This window comes from Microbacterium sp. MMO-56, assembly GCF_037146215.1.
GTDB lineage: Bacteria > Actinomycetota > Actinomycetes > Actinomycetales > Microbacteriaceae > Microbacterium.
The window spans coordinates 61,418-81,973 of record NZ_JBBCVW010000016.1; the positions used below are offsets into that span (position 1 = coordinate 61,418).

Consider the following 20,556-nt stretch of genomic DNA (forward strand, 5'->3'; position numbering starts at 1 on the left):
GCCTAGTCTCCCATGAGCGCGCGGCGCATGACGTCCACGACGACGCCCTCACCGGGCAGCACGGCATCCGGATCGCCCGTCGTGAAGATCCTGACCTGGCCGACGGCCTGCCGCAGGAGCATCCCGAGCCCGTTGTACGCGACGCCCCCGGCATCCGCCCAGGCCGTCGCCAACTCGGTCGGCCAGTGCCCGTACACGACGTCGTAGAGCATGCCGCCGTCCGCCGCGAGCACGGCCGCTGCCCCGGGAGGCAACGACGCTCCCCCGGGAAGCGTGGACACGCTCACCGGAACGCGCTCCCCGGCGCGGACGGCGTCCAGCGGGCTCGCCTGGACGGCGACGCCGATGCGTTCGCCGAGCAGGACGAGCGGAGCCGCGGCCTCGGGTCGCCGGGCGACCACGTCGACGCGCTCCGCGCCGAGCTCCGCGAGGGCCACGAGGGCGGACGTGGCCGTCGCTCCGGCGCCGATGATGCGCGCCCGGTCCACGCCGTCGATGCCGAGATCTCGGAGGTCGGCGACGATGCCGCCGACGTCGGTGTTGAAGCCGCGCCGGTTGGCGCCGACGAGCAGGAGCGTGTTCACCGCCCCGGTGAGCTCGGCGAAGCGATCCCGCGCCGTCGCCGCGCGGTACGCCTCGGTCTTGAGCGGGTACGTCAGCGACAGACCCCGCACGTCGGAGCCGATCGCGTCGAGCTCATCCGCGAAGCCCGCGGCCGTGACGCGGCGACGACCGTACGCCCACGGCAGAGCGAGCTCGGCGTAGGCGGCGGCGTGCAGGCGCGGCGAGAGACTGTGATCGATCGGGTCGCCCCACACCTCGGCACGCCGGGCGGCGTCGGGGAGAGGCGTCCCGTGGGCGGCTGCGGACACGGGTCAGCAGTCGTCGCTGTCGTTGGCGGCGCACCACTCCTGCCACTGGGCGACCGCCTTCTCGTGCTCGGCGTAGGTGGTGCTGAACACCGTCTCGCCGGTGTCGAGGTTCACGGTCACGAAGTACAGCCACGGGCCGTCGGCGGGGTGCATCGCGGCGTCGATGGCGAGGTCGCCCGGGTTGGCGATCGGTCCGATCGGCAGACCCGCGTGCACGTAGGTGTTCCAGGGGTTGTCGTCCTCGAGCGCCTCGGCCGATGAGCTCGCCGTGCCCTTGTGGATCTCTCCGTAGCCGTACTGCGCGGTCGAATCCATCTGGAGCTTGCCGTGCGTCTCCTCGTTGTCCGGCTGGAGGCGGTTCTGGATGACGCGCGACACCTTGTAGAAGTCGGCGGTGAAGCGGGCCTCACGCTGGATGATCGAGGCGATCGTGAGGATGGTCTCGCGCTGATCGGCGGGCACGCCGGCCGTGTCCAGCGACTGGACCGTCCGGTCGACGAGTGTCTGGATGACCTGGGTCGCGGACGTCCCCGGGTCGAACGTGTACGTCGCCGGGAACAGCCAGCCCTCCAGGCTCTGCGCCGACACGCCGTAGGCCGACGGATCGGCGACCGCGGCCTGCAGATCGGACAGCGGTATCCCCGTGCCGTCGGCGAGACGCTGCAGGGTCTGATCGATCGTGAGGCCCTCGGGCAGCTGGGCGGTGTTGTCCCGTCGGCTCGCCGGGTCCTGGAGCGCGACCAGCGCCGCCGCCGAGGTCATCTTCTGCTTCAGCGCATAGACGCCCGGCTGGAACGTGGGGTTCTGACGGGTCGACACGAGATAGTCGTAGAACGCCGCGGACGTCTTGGTGACTCCGGCGTTGAACAGACTCGTCGAGATCGTCGATCCGGTGTCGCCGGAGACGATCGTGACGGTGGCGTCCCCCTCCGCGATGCCCTCCTCGTAGTCCTTGGGCTCCTCCCACCCCATGAACGCGCGGATCTTGTCCTCGTACGTCGTCCAGACCACGAATCCGCCCGCGGCGATCCCGCCGACGATCGCGAGCACGATGCCGAAGACGACCCAGCCGGCGATGCGGCTCTTCCGACGGTCGCGGTGGTGGCGCGCGATGCGCGCACGCTCGTCGCCGTCCGGCTCGTCGACGAAGAGGGCGTCGATCGAGGTCGGTGCGGGAGTCGCATCCGCGCCGGTGCGCCCCGCGCGCGGTCCCTCCGGCTCCCCCGCCGGAACAGTGGGGAGCACGCCCGGCACCGGATCGGCGGCGCCGGAGCCGGTCGCGGTGCGCGGCGGCGCGGTCGCACCGGCGCCGTCCGCCGCGGCGGCGCGTGCCGCGCGACGCGAGCCGGGCACCGGCGCCGTGTCGGGTGCGGTGGACGGCCCGGCCACCCGCGCCGCGGCGTCCCGGTCCGCCGGGTCTACGGCGGAGTCGTCGCGGGCGCCGTCGGCGGACGAGGCGTCCGAGCGACGCGCGGCCGAGGGGAGGCGACTGAAGAGATCCGCGAACTGGTCGTCGTTCGACGGGGTGTCGGGCATCAGATGAGCTCCTGAGATCCGGGAAGCAGAACCCCGGCCGGGCTACCGGTGCTCTTCTCGACGTCGACGGCCTGCTGCAGGAGCACGACCGCCGCGACTTGATCGACAATCCTACGAGATGATCTCTGAGAGCGCCCCGCATCGCGCAGCGCGGCGTGGGCCGACACGGTGCTGAGCCTCTCGTCCACCATCCGGATCGGAAGACCGGTGGCCTCCAGCAGCTCGTGCGCGAACGCGCGTGCGTCGGCCGTCGACGCCGTCTCGCCGCCGGACAGGCTCACGGGAAGTCCCACCAGGATCTCGAACGCCTCGTGCTCGGCCGCCAGCGCCGACACCCGCGCGACCGCCGCCTCGGTGCGCGGCACGGTCTCCACGGGCACCGCCAGCAGACCGTCGCGATCGCATCGGGCGACACCGACCCGCGCCGTGCCGACATCGACTCCCAGGCGGACCCCGCGTCGGAATCCGCTCACGCGGCGGCCGCGACCAGCGTCGTGGCCACGGCGACCAGGGCCGCCGGCAGCTCGTCGAGCTGCGTGCCACCGCCCTGGGCGACGTCGTCGCGTCCGCCGCCGCCGCCGCCGAGCGCCGCCGCGGCGGCCTTGGCGAGGACCCCCGCCTTCGCGCCGGAGGCGCGGGCGCCCTCGGCGGTCGCGACGATCACGACGGGACGACCCGCGACCTCGGCGCCGAGCGCCACGACGGCGCCGTCACCCACCTGTTCACGCACCTGCAGCGCGAGGCTGCGGACGTCGTCGGCGGAGGCCGCCGCCCCGATCGACTCCGCGACGAGGCGGAAGGCGCCGACCGGGCGTGCGGCGGCAGCCAGTGCGGGGATGCGTCCCTGGAGCGCCTTGGCCTCGAACTGGGCGATCCGCTTCTCCGCCGCCTTGAGACTCGCGGCGAGGTCTGCGATGCGCGCGGTGAGCTGGTCCTTCGGGGTCTTCAGCGACGACATCAGCTCGGAGACGATCGCACGCTCGGCGGCGAGCTCGCGGAACGCGTCGAGCCCGACGAGGGCCTCCACGCGACGGTTGGACGCACCGACCGAGGACTCGCCGACGAGGTTGATCAGGCCCACCTCGGCAGAGCTCGACACGTGCGTGCCGGCGCACAGCTCGCGCGACCACGGGCCGCCGATGTCGACCATCCGCACCGTGTCGCCGTACTTCTCCCCGAACAGCGCCATCGCCCCCGCGGCCTTCGCCTCGTCGAGGGAGACGACCCGGGTGGTCACCTGAAGGTTGTCGCGCACGGCGTTGTTGGCGATCTCCTCGATCTCCGTCCGGGTGGCATCCGACAGCGCCTGACCCCAGGCGAAGTCGAAGCGCAGGTACCCGGCGCGGTTCAACGAGCCGGCCTGGGTGGCGGTCTTGCCGAGGGTGTCGCGCAGTGCGGCGTGCACGAGGTGGGTCGCCGAGTGCGCCTGCTGCGCGGCACGGCGGTTCACCGCGTCGACGATGCTCGTGGCCGGCTGGTCGACGCCGACCTCGCCGCTGGTGACCTCGACGGTGTGGCTCACCAGGCCCGCGACGGGACGCTGGACATCGAGGACCTCGAGCTCGTAGCCGGGACCGACGATGACGCCCTTGTCGGCGACCTGTCCCCCGCTCTCGGCGTACAGAGCGGTCTCGGCGAGGATGACCTCGACGATCTGGCCGGCACCCGCGCGCGGCACCGAGACGCCGTCGGCGAGGATGCCGAGCACGCGCGACTCCGTCTCGAGATCGGTGTAGCCCGTGAAGACGGTCTCGCCCTGGGCCCGCAGGTCGCGGTACACGCTCGTGTCGGCGAGCTGACGCTTGCGGGAGCGGGCGTCGGCCTTCGCCCGCGCGCGCTGCTCCTGCATCAGCGTGTCGAAGGCCGCGCGGTCGACACTCAGACCCGCCTCCTCGACGATCTCCATCGTCAGGTCGATCGGGAATCCGTACGTGTCGTGCAGCAGGAACGCTTCGGCGCCGCCGATGCGCTCGCCTCCGGCGGCCTTGGTCGCCGCGATCGAAGCGTCCAGGTTCTCGGAGCCCGCCGCAAGGGTGCGCAGGAACGTGGCCTCCTCGGCGAGGGCGTACTGCGACAGGCGCGCGTAGTCCTCCGCCACGATCGGGTACGCCTCCTTCATGGCGTCGCGCGATGCCGCGAACAGCTCGGCGAAGGTCGGACCGTCGACTCCGAGCAGGCGCATCGCCCGGATGACGCGCCGCATGAGCCGGCGGAGGATGTAGCCGCGGCCCTCGTTGGACGGCGTGACCCCGTCGCTCAGGAGCATGAGCGAGGAGCGGACGTGGTCCGCCACCACTCGGAAGCGGACGTCGTCCTCATGGATCGCACCGTACGTCTTCCCGCTGAGCTCCACCGCCTTGTCGAGGACGGGGCGCACCTGGTCGGTCTCGTACATGTTGTCGACGCCCTGCTTGATGAAGGCGATCCGCTCGAGCCCCATGCCGGTGTCGATGTTCTTGTGGGGCAGCTCGCCGACGATCGTGAAGTCGTACTTGCTCGTCACATCGGTGATCTCGTACTGCATGAACACGAGGTTCCAGATCTCGACGTAGCGGTCGTCGTCCGTCGCGGGTCCCCCGTCGATGCCGTACGCCGGGCCGCGGTCGAAGAAGATCTCCGAGCACGGGCCCGCCGGTCCCGGCAGGCCCGTCGACCAGTAGTTCGTGTCCTTGCCCAGACGCTGAATGCGCTCCTCGGGCAGGTCGGTGAGACGACGCCACAGATCGTGGGCCTCGTCGTCCTCCTCGTAGACCGTGACCCACAGGTCCTTCGGGTCGAAGCCGAGGCCGCCGTCCTCCTCGGAGCTCGTCAGCAGCTCCCACGCGTAGCGGATGGCGCCCTCTTTGAAGTAGTCGCCGAACGACCAATTGCCGAGCATCTGGAAGAACGTCCCGTGACGCGGCGTCTTGCCGACCTCTTCGATGTCGTTGGTGCGGATGCACTTCTGGTTGTCTGCGGCCCGCGCGTAGGGAGCGGGGACGTCTCCGGACAGATACGGGATGAAGGGCACCATGCCGGCGACGGTGAACAGCAGGGCCGGGTCGTCGGTCACGAGCGACGCGGAGGGCACGATCGTGTGCCCGTTCTTCTCGAAGTAGTCCAGGTAGCGCTGGGCGATCTCGGCGGTCTTCATCTGCGGGTCCTCAGGCAAGGCGATCCCGCGCGCCCATCGGCGGGCGACGCGGGAGCGGACAGTCGGGCGGTGTCAGTCGGTGAGCTTGGCGGCCGCGCTCTGGGCGGCGTCGATGGCCCCCGCGGTCGCGTCCTTGGCCGCACCGACGGCCTGCGCGGCGGCGTCCTTGACGTCCGCCGCGATCCCGTCGATCTTCGCCTCCTGCGCGCGGTAGGCCTCGCCGATCCGGTCGGTGAACTCCGTGATGCGGGCGTCGACATCCGCGAGCACCTCGTGGCCGCGGGGATCCTTGTTCACGAGGTGTGCGGCGACGAACCCGCCGGCCAGGCCCACGACGAACCACATCAAGCTCTTCATGGCATCCATGTTAGGCGCAAACGCCGAAGGGCGCCGGGTCTGACCCGGCGCCCTTCGGACGCGACGTGCGGCGGTAGGACGCGTCGCTTATCGCGCCGCGTAGTACTCGACGACGAGCTGCACGTCACACGTGACGGGCACCTCGGCGCGCTTCGGACGACGCGCGAGGGTCGCCTGCAGCTTGTCGAGCTCGACCTCGAGGTAGCCCGGAACGGGGGGCAGAACCTCGGCGTGACCGCCGGCGGCGGCGACCTGGAACGGCTCGAGCGCCTCGCTCTTGGCCTTGACGTGGATGACCTGTCCCGGCTTCACGCGGAAGGACGGGCGGTCGACCAGCTGGCCGTCGACGAGGATGTGGCGGTGCACGACGAGCTGACGCGCCTGCGCCGTGGTGCGGGCGAAGCCGGCGCGCAGCACGAGCGCGTCCAGACGCATCTCGAGCAGCTCGACGAGGTTCTCACCCGTCAGGCCGTCCTTGCGGCGGGCCTCGTTGAAGGTGTTGCGCATCTGCTTCTCGCGGATGCCGTACTGCTCGCGAAGACGCTGCTTCTCGCGCAGGCGGACCGCGAAGTCGCTGTCCTGCTTGCGCTTGGTGCGGCCGTGCTCACCGGGAGCGTACGGGCGCTTCTCGAGGTACTTCGCCGCCTTGGGGGTCAGCGCGACGCCGAGGGCGCGCGACAGACGGACCTTGCGGCGGTCCTGGGACTTCGTTGCCACGAAGCTGTCCTTTCGTTACGCGGTCACGGCTGTCGTGACTCGCGGACGTATCGCCTCTCCTCGCCCTGTCCGGACTGCACGCCGGGGCACGCCGGAAGGTCGGTGAAGAAGAGAGGGGATGCTCGAAGACTCGTGCGTCGAGCCCGTCAAGTCTAGCAGAGGGCTCCTCGGGCGTCAGCCGAGCACCAGCGAGGCCCACCCGAGCCGGAACAGCGGCACGTACAGGAGGGCGATGAGCACCGCGTGCGTGAGGACGAAGCCCGCCGCCTCCAGGGCGGTGCCGCGCTGCCGCAGGTGCACGCGGACTCTGCGGAGCATCGCTCCGGGGTGCCGGATGTCCCAGCTGTTGACCCGCAGATACCGGCCGACGTACACGCCGACGGCGCCGAGGACGATCACGACGCCGGCGAAGATCCAGCTGCCCGGGGGGACCCGGTCCCCCGGCGGGTCGACGACGAGGACGTACATCGTCTGGACCACGGCGAGGCTGAGGATCGCGTTCGCGATGCCCGAGAGCGTGAGCGCGAGCGTGTGCACGATGTCGTACCAGAGCGGAACCGGCGTCTGCTGCGCGCGATGGCTGAAGTTGAGCTCGGTGATGAGGTAGACCGAGTTCGGGAAGAAGACCAGCCACACGAGGGTGGCGACGACGAGGTACGCCCAGAGGACCCCCGACCCCACCCCTCCGACGAGGTCGTTGACACGCGTGGCCACCGGCGTCAGCAGCACCAGCCCCGCGCCGAACACGATCGCCAGCAGGACCGGCGCGAACGACAGGCCGATGTTGAGGAGCATCGGCCGGTAGATGCCGACGCCGTACACGCGCCCCCGCAGGACGATCAGCACGACGGCGTAGACGTTGAGGAGGACGACCGAGACACCGCCGAGGAGCAGAGCCGACACGCCGTCAGGCCCCCGCGTCCGGCCGGCCCGAGAGCCGTTCGATGAGAGGCACGATCCCGACGGGATACACCGGGACGCCGTCGCCGCCCAGGTCTGCGACGTCGACCCATCCGACGCTTGTATGGCTGTCGCGCACCGCCAGGCGCTCGCCGTCGGCCAGGGCCTCGAGCGCACCGCTGCGCACCGCGAAGACGTGGACGATCTCGTGCCCCGCACGGCCACCGACGTCGAAGATGTTCTCGGTGACGTCGAGCGGTCTCACCTCGTCGAGGGTCGCGCCCAGTTCCTCGGCGATCTCGCGGCGGACGGCGTCGGCGGCCGACTCCCCGAACTCGATGCCGCCACCGGGGGCACGCAGGAACGGACCGTGGGCGTCGGTCGCGGGATAGGTCTCGAGGAGGACCTTCCCCTCGTGCACGAGCAGCGCGACCGAGATCGCACGGATCCGCCGCAGCGGCGCGAGCTCGTCGGCGTACGCCCGGAGCGACCGGCGATACTGCGGCACATGCGGGATCAGCGTCTGCAGGGCCGTCCGCAACGCGGCGACGGGCTTGTCGTCGGAATGGAGCGCGAGCGCGAGGAAGGCCTGGGCGGCGTCGGCGAGCGGGTCGTCCGCGGGGATGCCGCGCAGCAGGGCGAGCGCCTCCGACGCACCGCCGACGTTGCGCAGCGAGCTCGCCAGCTGGATCGTGGCCTCGGTGCGGCGGGCCGCGTCCAGGCCGGCGTCCAGCGCCGCGCGGTACAGCGGGATCGCCGCCTCTTCCTCGCCCAGCGAATCGTGCAGCGACGCCCGCTCGAACGCCGCGCGGGCCTGCGACGCCCCGTGCGTGCGCAGCAGCGTCTCGAGCTCCCCCCGGGCCGCGTGCGGATCCGTCAGGTCCGCCGACGCCCAGAAGGCGTCGATCGCGTCGACCACGCGCGGGGACCCCGCGTTCTCCCCGGCCTCCGGCACCGCGAGCGCGTCGACGATCCGCTCCCGCAACGCTCGCAGCCGCGCGTCCGCGTGCGTCGCCCGGACGAAGACCATGAGCGCCCGCATCGCCTCACCGGCGTCGCTCAGCGCCCCCGAGAGCAGGTGGTCGATCAGTTCCGGCAGCGGGACGAGGTCGACGACCCCCGTCTCCCCCGCCTCCCACTGCGGCTCGGCGACGCGTCGGCAGCCCGCCGCGATGACGACCTCCTTGCGGCGCGTCGAGTTCGCCCCCGACCACTCGCCGCCCGCGTGGAAGACCGCACCCCACGCGTACCCGGTCTCCTCGAGGAGCTCGCGCGCGCCCGCGGTGACCGGGTCCTCGCCCTCATCGATCAGTCCGCCGGGCAGTTCCGCGACGGCCGTGCGCGGACCGACCCGATACTGCCGGAACAGCAGAGCCGTGCCCTGCTCGGTGACGGCGACGACCGCGACGGTGTCGCCCTGTTCCAGGACGTCCCAGTCGGAGACGCTCCCGTCGGGGAGACGGTACGTGTCGCGGCGCACGGCGGTGTAGCCCGCGTAGGCGGGGCGGCTGGCGAGGAGCTCCCACGCGGCGGGCGATGCGGTCATCCCTCGATCCTCGCACCGGCGCGCGGTGTCAGTCGCCCAGGATCTTGCGGATCTTCTCCACGCGGGCGGAGATGTCCCGCTCGAGGCCACGACCGGTGGGCCGGTAGTACTGGCGGCCGCGGAGCTCTTCCGGGAGGTACTGCTGGGTGGCGACGCCCACGTCGAGATCGTGCGGGTACACGTACCCCTTGCCGTGACCGAGACGCTTCGCACCGGGATAGTGAGCGTCGCGCAGATGGACGGGCACGCGACCGAAGCCCCCCGCGCGCACGTCGGCGATCGCCTGATCGATCGCCGTGTAGGCCGCGTTCGACTTGGCCGTCGTCGCGAGGTACGCGGTCGCCTCGGCCAGGGGGATGCGGCCTTCGGGCATCCCGATGAACGCGACGGCGTCGGCCGCGGCGATCGCGATGACCAGCGCCTGAGGATCGGCCAGACCGATGTCCTCCGCCGCGGAGATCACGAGGCGTCGCGCGATGAATCGGGGGTCCTCCCCCGCCTCGATCATGCGCGCCAGGTAGTGGATCGCGGCGTCCGCATCGGACCCGCGGATCGACTTGATGAAGGCGCTGATGACGTCGTAGTGCTCGTCGCCCTGCTTGTCGTATCGGAGCAGTGCGCGGTCGACGGCCTGCGCCACCTGCTCCGCACTGATCTCGCCGCCCTCGCCGTCCACCATCGACGCCGCCGCTTCGAGCGACGTGAGAGCGCGCCGGGCATCGCCGGAAGCGAGTTGGACGAGAGCGGCGCGCGCCTCGGGCGACAGCGAGACGGCTCCGCCGAGGCCGCGAGGGTCGGTGACCGCGCGGTCGATCAGGACGCCCAGGTCCTCGTCGGTGAGGGGCTGCAGCGTGAGCAGCAGCGAGCGCGACAGCAGCGGCGAGATCACGGAGAACGACGGGTTCTCCGTCGTCGCGGCGATCAGCACGACCCAGCCGTTCTCCACGCCCGGCAGGAGGGCGTCCTGCTGCGCTTTCGTGAAGCGATGGATCTCGTCGAGGAACAGGATCGTGGACGTCCCGTACAGGTCGCGCTGCGTCATCGCCTCCTGCATGACCTCGCGCACGTCGCGGACCCCCGCCGTCACGGCGGACAGCTCCACGAAGCGCCGTCCGGAGGTGCGGGCGATGGCCTGGGCCAGCGTGGTCTTCCCCGTGCCGGGGGGACCCCAGAGGATGACGGAGACGACGTTCTTCGCCGTCCCGTCCGGGTCGGCGAGTCCGACCAGGGGCGACCCTGGGCGAAGGAGGTGGGCCTGACCGGCGACCTCGTCGAGCGACGCCGGCCGCATCCGCACCGCCAAGGGCGTCTGCCCCTGGAAGAGCGCGGAGGATGACGACACCCCTCCAGGCTAGTCGCGGCGGCGGACACCGGCTCCCGGGGCGGCCGGACGTGCCGCGTTAGGATGCATGCGGCCCGGGATCGCCCGGAGAGGGAGGTTCCCGTGGCGACGGGTGCAGGCAAGAATCGATCGCACGTCGAGAAGGAGCGCGCGCGGCTGTACCGCGCCCGGCAGGAGTTCCACGCCGGCCTGCAGAACCGGCGTCGGCGCGACAACCTGGTCGCCGGCGTCGCGGGCGGCGTCCTCCTGCTCGCCATCGTCGGCGGACAGATCGCCTACTTCACGGTCGGCCCCGGCACCCCGGCGCCCGCACCGAGCCCCACCGCCACCACCACAGAGGCCCCCGACCCCGGCCCGGCCGACGCGCCCGACCCGGAACCGACCGACGCGCCCGGCGACGGCGCGCCCGTCGACGAGAGCCCGACCACCGCCCCCTGAGCGGCCCCGGCGCACCGGCCACGATCCGGCGGCCCCGGCCTATAGGCTGGAGCGAACCCAAACCCCCATGCGGCGTGAGCCGCGACGAGGTGCACACCGTGACTGACGACGAATTCCCCTCGAACGACGAGACGACTCCTGCCGAGCCGACCGCCGACGAGGTGATCGCGGACCCCGCCGACGAGGCGACCGCGACCCCCGAACCGACCGAGGACGTCTCCGCGCAGGAGAGCCCCGCAGAGCCGGCCGCGCCCTCGGACGCCCCGGCGCCGGTGCCGACGCCCGGGCGGGTCCCGGTGCCGCGTCCTCCCGCCCGTCGCGCCGCCGTGGCGTCCGTCGGCGTCACCCCGGCCGAGTCGTTCGGCCGTGTGGAGGACGACGGGACGGTGTCGGTGCGCGAGGGCGACCAGTGGCGCGTCGTCGGACAGTACCCGGACGGCACTCCCGCCGAGGCCCTCGCCTACTTCGAACGCAAGTACGCGGACCTCGCCGGCGAGGTCGTGCTCCTCGAGACGCGACACCGCGCGGGCGGGGCGTCGGCCGCCGATCTGCGCGCCACGTCCCGCGCCGTGCGCCAGCGCGTCGTCGGCGCGGCCGCCGTCGGCGACCTCGCGGCTCTCGAGGCCCGCCTGGATGCGCTCGACGCGACCCTGTCGGAGGCGTCCGCGGAGGAGGCCCAGGCCCAGCGCGCCGCCGTCGACGCCGCCATCGCCGAGCGTACGGCCCTGGTCGAGCAGATCGAGGCGCTCGCCGCGCGCGATCCCAAGTCGATCCAGTGGAAGCAGACGACGGCCGACATCACGGCGCTGTTCGAGAAGTGGCAGGCGCATCAGGCCACCGGCCCGCGCCTGCCGAAGAACACCGGCCAGCAGCTCTGGAAGAGGTTCCGCGACGCACGCGCGATCCTGGACAAGCACCGCCGGGAGTTCTACTCCGGTCTCGACGAGCAGCACAAGACCGCCCGTGACGCGAAGGCCCGACTCGTCGAGCGCGCCGAGGCGCTCGCCAGCAGGGGCGAGGACGGCATCGGCGCGTACCGCACCCTCCTCGACGAGTGGAAGACCTCCGGTCGAGCCGGCAAGAAGGCGGACGACGCGCTCTGGGCCCGGTTCAAGGCCGCGGGCGACGCGCTGTACGCGGCTCGCGCCGACCGCGAGCACGCGGATGCCGAGGCGTCGCGCGAGAAGATCGAGGCGAAGCGGGCTCTGCTCGTGGACGCCGCCGCGGTGCCGAAGGAGAAGGACACCGCCAAGGCGCGTGCGCTGCTCACCGGCATCCAACGGGCCTGGGACGAGATCGGGCGCGTCTATCCGCGCGAGGCGGAGCGCGCGCTCGACGACGACCTGCGCAAGATCGAGCAGGGGCTCAAGGCTCGCGAGGACGCCGACTGGAAGAGCAACAACCCCGAGACCAAGGCTCGTCAGAACGACATGACGCAGCAGCTGCATGACGCCATCGCCGCTCTCGAGGCCGACCTCGAGAAGGCGAAGGCGTCGAAGAACTCTGCGGCGATCGCGAAGGCGACCGACGCGCTGGAGGCCCGCAAGGGCTGGCTCCGGGCTCTCGGCGGCTGACGCGGTCCCTCCCCATCCGGGGAGGAGCCGCCGTCGTCCACAGATCGGTCGACACCGCGTGGTCGTCGCGGGCGGCACTGACACACTTCGGGGCATGACGTGGCCGTTCCTCTACTTCCCCGGTGACCGGCTGACGCGCAGCGAGCTGATCGGCGCACGCCTCGACGGCGATCTCGTCGAACTCGGCGAGGCCTTCCTCCCCGCCGACGCCGTGGAGACGCGCGAGCTTCGCGCGGCATCTCTGCGCCCGCTCGTGTCGGGATCGCTGGCGCTCACGCGGGAGAGCGCCGCGTGGGTGCACGGCGGGCTCGATTCCGCCCCGCCCCGGCACAGCGTGCAACGCATCGGTGCGCGTCGCCTCCCCCACGTGCTCCACCCCCGGCTCGCCTACCACGATCAGCGCCTCGCGCCCGGGGCCGCCATGCTCCTCGGCGGGGTGTGGGTCACCTCACCCGCATACACGCTGGCCGAGCTCGTGCGCGCCGCGTGCGCCGGCACCGACGTGGCCGGCGCACTCCACGGGCTCCTCCGTGCCCTTCCCGGACTCGCCGCCGAGGCACTGGCGGCACTCGAGAGCGGGCCGCCCGTCCCGTTCAAGCGCGCCGCCCGGGTGTGGCTGCGCGCCCGCCTCTCCCCTCAGGACGAGGTGACGCGGTACACGTCGTAGACGGCGTCGATCCGGCGCACCGCATTGAGCACGCGGTCCAGATGGACGATGTCGCCCATCTCGAACACGTAACGGCTCAGCGCGAGCCGGTCGTTGGTCGTCTGGACGGACGCCGAGAGGATGTTGACGTGATGCTCGCTCAGGACACGCGTGATGTCGCTGAGCAGGCCGGAGCGGTCCAACGCCTCGACCTGGATCTGCACCAGGAACACGCTCTTGGTGGTCGGCGCCCAGGAGACGTCGATCATCCGCTCCGCGTCGTCCTTCAGCGAGCGCACGTTGGTGCAGTCCGCACGGTGCACCGAGACGCCGCTGCCGCGCGTGACGAAGCCGACGATCTCGTCACCCGGCACGGGCGTGCAGCACTTCGCGAGCTTCACCAGGATGTCGGGAGCACCTCGGACCAGCACTCCGGAGTCGCCGCCTCGCGGCGCGCGGGACCGGCCCACGTGCGGGATCTCGATCGGCCCCGTGGAGGTGTCCTCCGCGGTGCTGACGAGCGCCGTCACCTTCTCGATGACCGACTGGGTGGACACGTGCCCCTCGCCGACGGCGGCGTAGAGCGCGGTGACGTCCTCGTACCGGAGCTGATGCGCCACCTCGGTGAACGAGTCCTGGTTCATCAGCCGCTGCAGCGGCAGGTTCTGCCGCCGCATCGCGCGGGCGATGGCGTCCTTCCCCTGCTCGACGGCCTCCTCGCGGCGCTCCTTGGTGAACCAGCCGCGGATCTTGTTGCGCGCGCGCGTGGAGGTGACGAAGCCCAGCCAGTCCTGGCTCGGACCGGCATCCGGGTTCTTCGAGGTGAACACCTCGACGACGTCGCCGGAGCTGAGCGGCGTCTCCAGCGGGACGAGCCGGCCGTTGACCTTGGCGCCCATCGTGCGGTGCCCGACCTCCGTGTGCACGGCGTAGGCGAAGTCCACCGGGGTTCCGCCCGCGGGCAGGCCGATCACGCGACCCTTGGGCGTGAACACGTAGACCTCTTTGGCCCCGATCTCGAAGCGCAGCGAATCGAGGAACTCGCCCGGATCGGCCGTCTCGGCCTGCCAGTCGGAGATGTGGGCGAGCCACGCCATGTCGGCGTCGACCGACTTGGCGTCGGGGTTCTTGCCCGCCATCTGCTCCTTGTACTTCCAGTGCGCCGCCACGCCGTACTCGGCCTGCTGGTGCATCTCGTTCGTACGGATCTGGATCTCGACCGTGCGCCCGCCGGGCCCGATCACCGTCGTGTGCAACGACTGGTACAGGTTGAACTTCGGCGTCGCGATGTAGTCCTTGAACCGGCCGGGGATCGGGGTCCACCGCGCGTGGATCGATCCGAGCACCGCGTAGCAGTCGCGCACCGTGCCGACGAGGACCCGGATGCCGATGAGATCGTAGATGTCGTCGAACTCGCGACCGCGCACGACCATCTTCTGGTAGACGGAGTAGAGCTGCTTGGGGCGGCCCATGACGCGCCCTCGGATGCGCAGGTCGCGCAGGTCCGCCTCGACGGCGTCGATCACCGTGTGCACGTACTGCTCGCGTTGAGGCGTGCGCTGCTTGACGAGGCTCTCGATCTCGACGTAGAGCTTGGGGTGCAGCACCGCGAACGACAGGTCCTCGAGCTCGCTCTTCACGGCCTGGATGCCGAGTCGGTGCGCGAGCGGCGCGTAGATCTCGATCGTCTCGGTGGCCTTCTTCGCCGCCTTCTCGGGCGGCACGAAGCCCCACGTGCGTGCATTGTGCAGCCGGTCCGCGAGCTTGATCAGGAGCACGCGGATGTCCTTGGACATCGCGACGATCATTTTGCGGACGGTCTCCGCCTGCGCCGCGTCGCCGTACTTGACCTTGTCGAGCTTCGTGACGCCGTCGACGAGCATGGCGACCTCGTCCCCGAAGTCCGCCGTCAGCTGCTCGAGACTGTAGTCGGTGTCCTCCACGGTGTCGTGGAGGAGCGCGGCCGCGATCGCGCGCGGGCCGAGACCCAGATCCGCGAGGATCTGGGCGACCGCCAGCGGATGCGTGATGTACGGCTCGCCGCTCTGGCGCGTCTGCGAGGCGTGCGCCCGGGCGGCGACCTGATACGCCCGGTCGATGATCGCGACGTCGCCGCGCGGATGGTGCGTGCGCACGATCCTCACCAGCTGCTCGACCCCGTCCCGCGCCGGAGTGCGGGAGAAGATGCGCGGGACCAGCCGCCGCAGAGACGAACTCTGCGCAGGGGGCGGGGGCGCGCTTCCGGCCGAGGTCGGCACTGTCTCCGTCATCCGCTCCCCTCCCCGTCGAACGATCCCTCAATCCTATGCCCGGGGCGGGGCGTTCCCGACCGCGAACGGGATCCGCAGGACGGACGGGTCACACCTCGACGGCCGCGCGCTCCCTCGCCGTGCGGATCCGCTCGTCACGCGCCGTGATCTCCGGCTCCTTCTCGCGGAACAGCGAGTACAGCGGAGCGGCGACGAACAGGGTCGAATAGGCCGCGACGATCGTCCCGACGAAGATCGACAGCGAGATGTCGGTGAGGGTCTGCGCACCCAGCCAGAGGGCGCCGATGAACAGGATCGCCCCCGTCGGGATCGCGGCGACGACGGTCGTGTTGATCGAGCGGATGAGGGTCTGGTTCACGGCGAGGTTGACCGACTCACCGAACGTCCGCCCCGACTGCTCGGCGTCTCCGCGCGTGTTCTCGCGGATCTTGTCGAAGACGACGGTCGTGTCGTACAGCGAGTACGAGAGGATCGTCAGGAATCCGATCACGGCGGCCGGGGAGATCTCGAACCCGAACAGGGCGTAGACGCCGATCGTGATCACGAGCACGTCGATGAGGCCGATGATCGCCGCCACCGACATCTTCCACGTCCGGAAGTACACCGCGAGGATGATGAAGGTCAGCGCGAGGAAGATCGCGAGGCCCCACAGCGACTGACGGGTCACGTCCTGGCCCCAGCTGGGTCCGACGAACGACGAGCTCACCTCGGAGCCGTCCACGCCGAACGAGGTCGCGAGCGCCGACGTGACGGCGCGCGTCTCGGCATCCGTCATCTGGTCGGTCTGGATCCGCACGGACTGCTCACCGTCGCTCGACCCGATCGTCGTGACCTTCGTGTTCGCATCCGCGACCACCGAGCGGACGGCGTCCGTGGCCTTCTGCTGATCCGGCGACGAGACACCGCTCACGGTGAACTGCGACCCGCCCGTGAACTCGATCGAGAACTGGATCGGACGGATGAGGGGAACCAGGGCCGCCCCGATGACGAGGATCGCCGCGATGACGAACCACAGGCGGCGACGCCCGACGAACGGGAAGGAGGTCTTGCCGGTGTAGAGGTCGTTTCCGAACTCGTTCATGGAGCGCATCAGTCGTCCCCCTCCTTCCGCGTGGGGGTCGTGGCGGCGAGCTCGGCCTGCTTGCGCTCGGCGATCGTCTGGCGACGCTCCGCCTCACCGCGCGATCGCCCGGCGCGGCGTGCGGCCCCGCCCTTGGCCGACCCCGCGGCTGCCGGAGCGCGGAACTGGGCTCGTCCGCGGTACACGGCGCCGAGCGCTTCGGGATCGAGACCGGACAGCGGGTGCCCGCCGCCGAAGAAGCGCGTCCGCGCCAGGAGCTGCATCACCGGGTGGGTGAACAGGATGAAGATGAGGATGTCGATCAGCGTCGTGAGGCCGAGGGTGAAGGCGAAGCCCTTCACCGTCGCGTCGGCGAGGATGTACAGCACGACGGCGGCGAGGATGTTGATCGACTTCGAGATGTAGATGGTGCGCTTCGCGCGGCCCCATCCGTCCTCGACGGCACCGGTGATCGACTTGCCGTCACGGAGCTCGTCGCGGATGCGCTCGAAGTAGACGATGAACGAGTCCGCGGTGAAGCCGATCGTGACGATGAGGCCCGCCACACCGGCCAGCGACAGTCGGAAGCCCATGCGCCACGCCAGGATGCAGAGCGTGATGTAGGTCAGCACCCCCATCACGGCCAGCGACGCGATGATCACCGATCCCAGGGCGCGGTAGACGATGAGCGAGTAGAGCGCGACGAGCGCGAGGCCGATGAGACCCGCGATGAGGCCGATCTGCAGCTGCTGGGACCCGAGGGTCGCCGAGATCGAGTTGGAGCTCTGCACCTCGAAGCTCAGCGGCAGAGCGCCGTACTTGAGCTGGTCGGCGAGGGTCTTCGAGGACTCCTGGGTGAACGACCCGCTGATCTGCGGCTTGCCGTCGAGGATCACGCCGTTCATCGACGGCGCGGAGATAACGCTGCCGTCCAGGACGAACGCGAACTGGTTCTGGGGGCTCTTGCCGGCCTGCGTGAACGCGTACAGGCGCTGGCTCACCTCGCCGAAGGTCTTCGCGCCGTCGCCGTCGAAGACGACGTTCACGACCCACTGGCCGTTCTGCGTGTTCATGCCCGCCGTGGCGTCCGTGATCGACGAGCCGTCGAGCTCGACGGGGCCGAGCAGATACTTCTCGGTGCCCTCCGGGTTGCAGGCGATGACGGGCTGATCCTTGGGCGCGTTGGCCGGATCGTTCGACTCGTCCGCGCAGTCGTACGCGAGGAACTTCGCCTGCAGCGCCGGCGTGATCCAGTTCATGTCGCTGCCGTCGGTCGGAACCGCGGTCGGCGTGGACGGCAGCCCGGGATCGGGGGTCGGGTACGGCGTCTGGTTGCCGTCCTCTCCGACGAAGGACGTGCTGGCGGCCGTCGTGTAGAGCACCGCGCGCAACTGCATCTGCGCCGATGCCGTGATCCGATCCCGCGTCTCGTCGTCCGCCTGACCGGGGATCTGAACGACGATCTGGTTGTTGGCCTGCGTCGTGATGTCCGTCTCACCGACGCCCGAGGCGTCCACGCGCTGACGGATGATCGAGGCGGCCTGGTTCATCTGCTCGGCGGAGGGGGTAGACCCGTCCGGCGTCTTCGCCTCGAGGATGATCTGCGTCCCGCCCTGCAGATCGAGGGCGAGCTCGGGGAGCCATGAGCTCGCCGGCTGGCCGTTGGCGTTCGTGAACACGAACACGCCGAGCGCGTTGATGCCGAACAGGACCACGACGATCGCGAGCAGTCCGGTCAGTGCGCGCCAGGCATGGCGCACAGGGGTGGGAGAGGCCACGGATGGTCAGCTTTCTCGATGTGCCGCGCGTCGCGCGGACGGACTCAGGCCTGGGACTTCTTGTCGGGCTTGGGGTCGGTCGCGGCGGCGCGCTCGCGCGCCTGGTCGTCGCTGATCGAGGTGATCTCGCCGTCCGCGACATCGGCGATGTACTCGGCCTTCTCCGCCTCGGCGTCGATGAACTCATCCTCGGTCACGGTGTCGGTGTCCTCGTCGACGACACGGAGGATCGCCTGGCTGTGGACCTCGACCTCCATGCCCGGGGCGAGCTCGACGCGCGCCGACTTGGACAGGTCATCGCCGTCGTACTCGACGAGCGTGCCGTACAGACCGCCCTGCAGCAGCACCTTCACGCCGGGGAGCATCGCCCGCGACTTGGCCTCCTGCTCGGCCTTCATCTTCTGCGCGCGACGACGGGAGCTCCAGAACATGAAGACGAGGAGCGCCGCCATGGCGACGAGCAGAAGGATGTCCATGAGTGAGACCTTTCGGGTGCACGCCGATCGGCAGAGGAAGAGTCGGCTGAAGGAAGTCGGCAGAAGCCTTCAGCGATTATAGGTCATGGAATCTAGAGGTCTTCGAGAGGGAGGGCCTCGACCGGGGGCGCGACACGCAGGTGCGCGTACGCCTCGGGGGTGGCGATCCGCCCGCGGGGCGTACGACCGAGGAAGCCGATGCGCACCAGGTACGGCTCGACGACCGACTCGATGGTCTCCCCCTCTTCTCCCACCGTGACCGCGAGGGTGCTCAGGCCGACGGGACCGCCGCGGAACCGCCGTACGACGGCATCCAGCACGGCCCGGTCGAGACGGTCGAGACCGATCGCGTCGACGTCGTACAGCTCGAGCGCCTGGGCGACGTCCGCCTCGGTCGCCGCCTGACCGGGCCCCGCTCCGTGCACGATGACGTAGTCGCGCACGCGTCGCAGCAGGCGGTTCGCGATGCGCGGCGTGCCGCGTGAGCGGCGCGCGATCTCGTCGCGCGCGCGGGGCGGCACCTCGACGCCGAGGACCGTCGCCGACCGCGCGATGACGCGTTCGAGCTCGGCGGGCTCGTAGTACTCCAGATGCGCCGTGAAGCCGAACCGGTCGCGCAGCGGATTGGGCAGCAGGCCCGAGCGCGTCGTGGCCCCCACCAGCGTGAAGGGCGCGAGATCGAGCGGGATGCTGGTCGCACCGGCGCCCTTGCCGACCATGATGTCGATGCGGAAGTCCTCCATCGCGAGGTACAGCATCTCTTCGGCGGAGCGGGCCATCCGGTGGATCTCGTCGATGAAGAGCACCTCCCCGGGCTGGAGGCTCGACAGCAGGGCGGCGAGATCGCCGGCGTGCTGGATCGCGGGGCCCGACGACAGCCGCAGCGGCCGCCCGCTCTCGTGGGCGACGATCATCGCGAGCGTCGTCTTGCCGAGGCCCGGCGGCCCGGACAGCAGGATGTGGTCGGCGGGACGCTGCTGGATGCGGGCGGCATCCAGCAGCAGCTGGAGCTGCCCGCGCACCTTCTGCTGGCCGACGAACTCGGCGAGCGAGACCGGTCGGAGCGCCCCTTCGACGGCGAGCTCGGAGTCGTCCTCCGCGATGCCGGGGTCGCGGATCGCGTCGTCAGACATCGGCGCGCTCCGTCCGGCTCGGGCCGAGGTGCGCGAGGGCGAGCTTCAGGAGAGCGGGGACGGAGGCGGCCTCCGCTCCGGCGACGGTGCCGCCGACGTCGCGGACGGTCTCGACGCTCACGCGCTCGTTCCAGCCCAGGGCGACCAAGGCCGCCACGACCTGTTCGGCGATGCCCGGGGACGACGTCGCCGCGCCTCTCGCCCCGGAGACACCCGCCCCCGCCGGCGCGACGTGCAGCTTGCCGGCGAGCTGGACCACGATGAGCTTCGCCGTCTTCGGGCCGATGCCCGACACGCGCCGGAACGGCGCGTCGTCCTCGGCGGACACCGCCGCGGCGATCTGGTCGACGGACAGGGCGGACAGCACCCCGAGCGCCGACTTCGGTCCGACGCCCGACACGCTGAGGAGCAGGATGAAGGTGTCCAGCTCGTCGCGTTCGGCGAATCCGTAGAGCGAGAGCGCGTCCTCCCGCACCACCAGATTGGTGTGCAGCAGCGCCTCGTCGCCCAGGCGCAGCCCCCGAGCCAGCTGGGAGGTCACCGCGACGGAGAAGCCCACGCCGCCGACCTCCACGATCGCCGACTCGGCGTCCACATGCAGCACGCGGCCCCGCAGCGAAGAGATCATCCCCCCACCCTACGAGCCGTTCGCAGTTTTGTTCGACCGACACGCGTGGCGCGTGCGCAGGGTCATCCCGCCGCCCGCCCGAGGTCATTCCCCACAGGTTCGGGGTCGCCAAGGGTCGCCCCGCTCCACGTTCGGGGTCTCATCTGGTCG

The 20,556-nt window shown here is 70.9% G+C and carries 18 protein-coding genes; 3 read left to right on the forward strand and 15 right to left on the reverse strand.

Going from position 1 to position 20,556, the window contains the following annotated elements; genetic code table 11:
* Window positions 1-2 precede the first annotated feature (2 nt).
* The 9 genes from WFI00_RS13830 to WFI00_RS13870 all read right to left on the reverse strand — a co-directional run bounded on the left by WFI00_RS13830 (window position 3) and on the right by WFI00_RS13870 (window position 10,352).
* Window positions 3-872: a shikimate dehydrogenase family protein gene (locus tag WFI00_RS13830; RefSeq protein ID WP_336632789.1), complete on the reverse strand. Its 870-nt coding sequence runs from the start codon at window positions 870-872 to the stop codon at window positions 3-5.
* Between the two features lie 3 nt (window positions 873-875).
* Complete coding sequence (gene mltG, locus WFI00_RS13835; protein ID WP_336632790.1) at window positions 876-2,408, reverse strand: endolytic transglycosylase MltG; 1,533 nt, start codon at window positions 2,406-2,408, stop codon at window positions 876-878.
* Window positions 2,408-2,881, reverse strand: a complete 474-nt coding sequence (gene ruvX / locus WFI00_RS13840; protein WP_336632791.1) for a Holliday junction resolvase RuvX — start codon at window positions 2,879-2,881, stop codon at window positions 2,408-2,410. The genes mltG and ruvX overlap by 1 nt, the downstream gene beginning before the upstream one ends.
* Entirely contained in the window at window positions 2,878-5,541 is a 2,664-nt protein-coding gene (gene alaS, locus WFI00_RS13845) for an alanine--tRNA ligase (RefSeq protein ID WP_336632792.1), read from the reverse strand. Before alaS ends, ruvX begins: the two co-directional genes overlap by 4 nt.
* 72 nt (window positions 5,542-5,613) lie before the next feature.
* On the reverse strand, window positions 5,614-5,898 hold the full coding sequence (locus WFI00_RS13850; protein ID WP_336632793.1) for an ATPase: 285 nt from the start codon (window positions 5,896-5,898) through the stop codon (window positions 5,614-5,616).
* Between the two features lie 87 nt (window positions 5,899-5,985).
* Window positions 5,986-6,615 (reverse strand): 30S ribosomal protein S4, encoded by a 630-nt coding sequence (gene rpsD, locus WFI00_RS13855; protein ID WP_336632794.1) that lies wholly within the window; start codon window positions 6,613-6,615, stop codon window positions 5,986-5,988.
* Window positions 6,616-6,789: 174 nt separating this feature from the next.
* A complete protein-coding gene (locus tag WFI00_RS13860; RefSeq protein ID WP_336632795.1) occupies window positions 6,790-7,518 on the reverse strand; it encodes a DUF1361 domain-containing protein in 729 nt (242 codons plus the stop codon).
* A 4-nt stretch (window positions 7,519-7,522) separates the two neighbouring features.
* The gene (locus WFI00_RS13865) at window positions 7,523-9,061 is read right to left on the reverse strand and encodes a tetratricopeptide repeat protein (protein ID WP_336632796.1); all 1,539 of its coding nucleotides are present in this window, start codon (window positions 9,059-9,061) and stop codon (window positions 7,523-7,525) included.
* A gap of 28 nt (window positions 9,062-9,089) precedes the next feature.
* Entirely contained in the window at window positions 9,090-10,352 is a 1,263-nt protein-coding gene (locus tag WFI00_RS13870; RefSeq protein WP_442928329.1) for a replication-associated recombination protein A, read from the reverse strand.
* 153 nt (window positions 10,353-10,505) lie between these two features.
* Between WFI00_RS13870 and WFI00_RS13875 the strand changes: the two genes are divergently transcribed.
* From WFI00_RS13875 to WFI00_RS13885, 3 genes are all read left to right on the forward strand, one after another.
* Window positions 10,506-10,841 carry a dioxygenase gene (locus WFI00_RS13875; RefSeq protein ID WP_336632798.1) on the forward strand — a complete coding sequence of 112 codons (336 nt, stop codon included), beginning with the start codon at window positions 10,506-10,508 and terminating at the stop codon, window positions 10,839-10,841.
* A gap of 98 nt (window positions 10,842-10,939) precedes the next feature.
* Window positions 10,940-12,415, forward strand: coding sequence for a DUF349 domain-containing protein (locus tag WFI00_RS13880; RefSeq protein ID WP_442928326.1), 1,476 nt, complete (start codon window positions 10,940-10,942; stop codon window positions 12,413-12,415).
* Between the two features lie 94 nt (window positions 12,416-12,509).
* Window positions 12,510-13,082, forward strand: coding sequence for an SAM-dependent methyltransferase (locus tag WFI00_RS13885; protein ID WP_336632799.1), 573 nt, complete (start codon window positions 12,510-12,512; stop codon window positions 13,080-13,082).
* Here the strand turns inward: WFI00_RS13885 and WFI00_RS13890 are convergent.
* The 6 genes from WFI00_RS13890 to ruvA form a co-directional block, all read right to left on the reverse strand.
* Window positions 13,052-15,331: a RelA/SpoT family protein gene (locus WFI00_RS13890; protein WP_336632800.1), complete on the reverse strand. Its 2,280-nt coding sequence runs from the start codon at window positions 15,329-15,331 to the stop codon at window positions 13,052-13,054. The two genes, WFI00_RS13885 and WFI00_RS13890, sit on opposite strands and share 31 nt — an antisense overlap.
* 88 nt (window positions 15,332-15,419) lie before the next feature.
* On the reverse strand, window positions 15,420-16,421 hold the full coding sequence (secF, locus tag WFI00_RS13895; protein ID WP_336632801.1) for a protein translocase subunit SecF: 1,002 nt from the start codon (window positions 16,419-16,421) through the stop codon (window positions 15,420-15,422).
* Window positions 16,421-18,169, reverse strand: coding sequence for a protein translocase subunit SecD (secD, locus tag WFI00_RS13900; RefSeq protein WP_336632802.1), 1,749 nt, complete (start codon window positions 18,167-18,169; stop codon window positions 16,421-16,423). The genes secF and secD overlap by 1 nt, the downstream gene beginning before the upstream one ends.
* 44 nt (window positions 18,170-18,213) lie before the next feature.
* On the reverse strand, window positions 18,214-18,645 hold the full coding sequence (locus tag WFI00_RS13905; RefSeq protein ID WP_336632803.1) for a preprotein translocase subunit YajC: 432 nt from the start codon (window positions 18,643-18,645) through the stop codon (window positions 18,214-18,216).
* Window positions 18,646-18,737: 92 nt separating this feature from the next.
* Window positions 18,738-19,778, reverse strand: a complete 1,041-nt coding sequence (gene ruvB, locus WFI00_RS13910) for a Holliday junction branch migration DNA helicase RuvB (RefSeq protein ID WP_336632804.1) — start codon at window positions 19,776-19,778, stop codon at window positions 18,738-18,740.
* Window positions 19,771-20,406 carry a Holliday junction branch migration protein RuvA gene (ruvA, locus tag WFI00_RS13915; RefSeq protein WP_336632805.1) on the reverse strand — a complete coding sequence of 212 codons (636 nt, stop codon included), beginning with the start codon at window positions 20,404-20,406 and terminating at the stop codon, window positions 19,771-19,773. Before ruvA ends, ruvB begins: the two co-directional genes overlap by 8 nt.
* Window positions 20,407-20,556 lie beyond the last annotated feature (150 nt).

What these genes read in the sequence shown, in the direction of transcription:
- mltG (WP_336632790.1), bottom strand. Translation starts at nt 2,408, where the DNA reads ATGCCCGACACCCCGTCGAACGACGACCAGTTCGCGGATCTCTTCAGT.
- alaS (WP_336632792.1), bottom strand. Translation starts at nt 5,541, where the DNA reads ATGAAGACCGCCGAGATCGCCCAGCGCTACCTGGACTACTTCGAGAAG.
- WFI00_RS13850 (WP_336632793.1), bottom strand. Translation starts at nt 5,898, where the DNA reads ATGAAGAGCTTGATGTGGTTCGTCGTGGGCCTGGCCGGCGGGTTCGTC.
- WFI00_RS13865 (WP_336632796.1), bottom strand. Translation starts at nt 9,061, where the DNA reads ATGACCGCATCGCCCGCCGCGTGGGAGCTCCTCGCCAGCCGCCCCGCC.
- WFI00_RS13870 (WP_442928329.1), bottom strand. Translation starts at nt 10,352, where the DNA reads ATGCGGCCGGCGTCGCTCGACGAGGTCGCCGGTCAGGCCCACCTCCTT.
- WFI00_RS13885 (WP_336632799.1), top strand. Translation starts at nt 12,510, where the DNA reads ATGACGTGGCCGTTCCTCTACTTCCCCGGTGACCGGCTGACGCGCAGC.
- WFI00_RS13890 (WP_336632800.1), bottom strand. Translation starts at nt 15,331, where the DNA reads ATGACGGAGACAGTGCCGACCTCGGCCGGAAGCGCGCCCCCGCCCCCT.
- secF (WP_336632801.1), bottom strand. Translation starts at nt 16,421, where the DNA reads ATGCGCTCCATGAACGAGTTCGGAAACGACCTCTACACCGGCAAGACC.
- WFI00_RS13905 (WP_336632803.1), bottom strand. Translation starts at nt 18,645, where the DNA reads ATGGACATCCTTCTGCTCGTCGCCATGGCGGCGCTCCTCGTCTTCATG.
- ruvB (WP_336632804.1), bottom strand. Translation starts at nt 19,778, where the DNA reads ATGTCTGACGACGCGATCCGCGACCCCGGCATCGCGGAGGACGACTCC.
- ruvA (WP_336632805.1), bottom strand. Translation starts at nt 20,406, where the DNA reads ATGATCTCTTCGCTGCGGGGCCGCGTGCTGCATGTGGACGCCGAGTCG.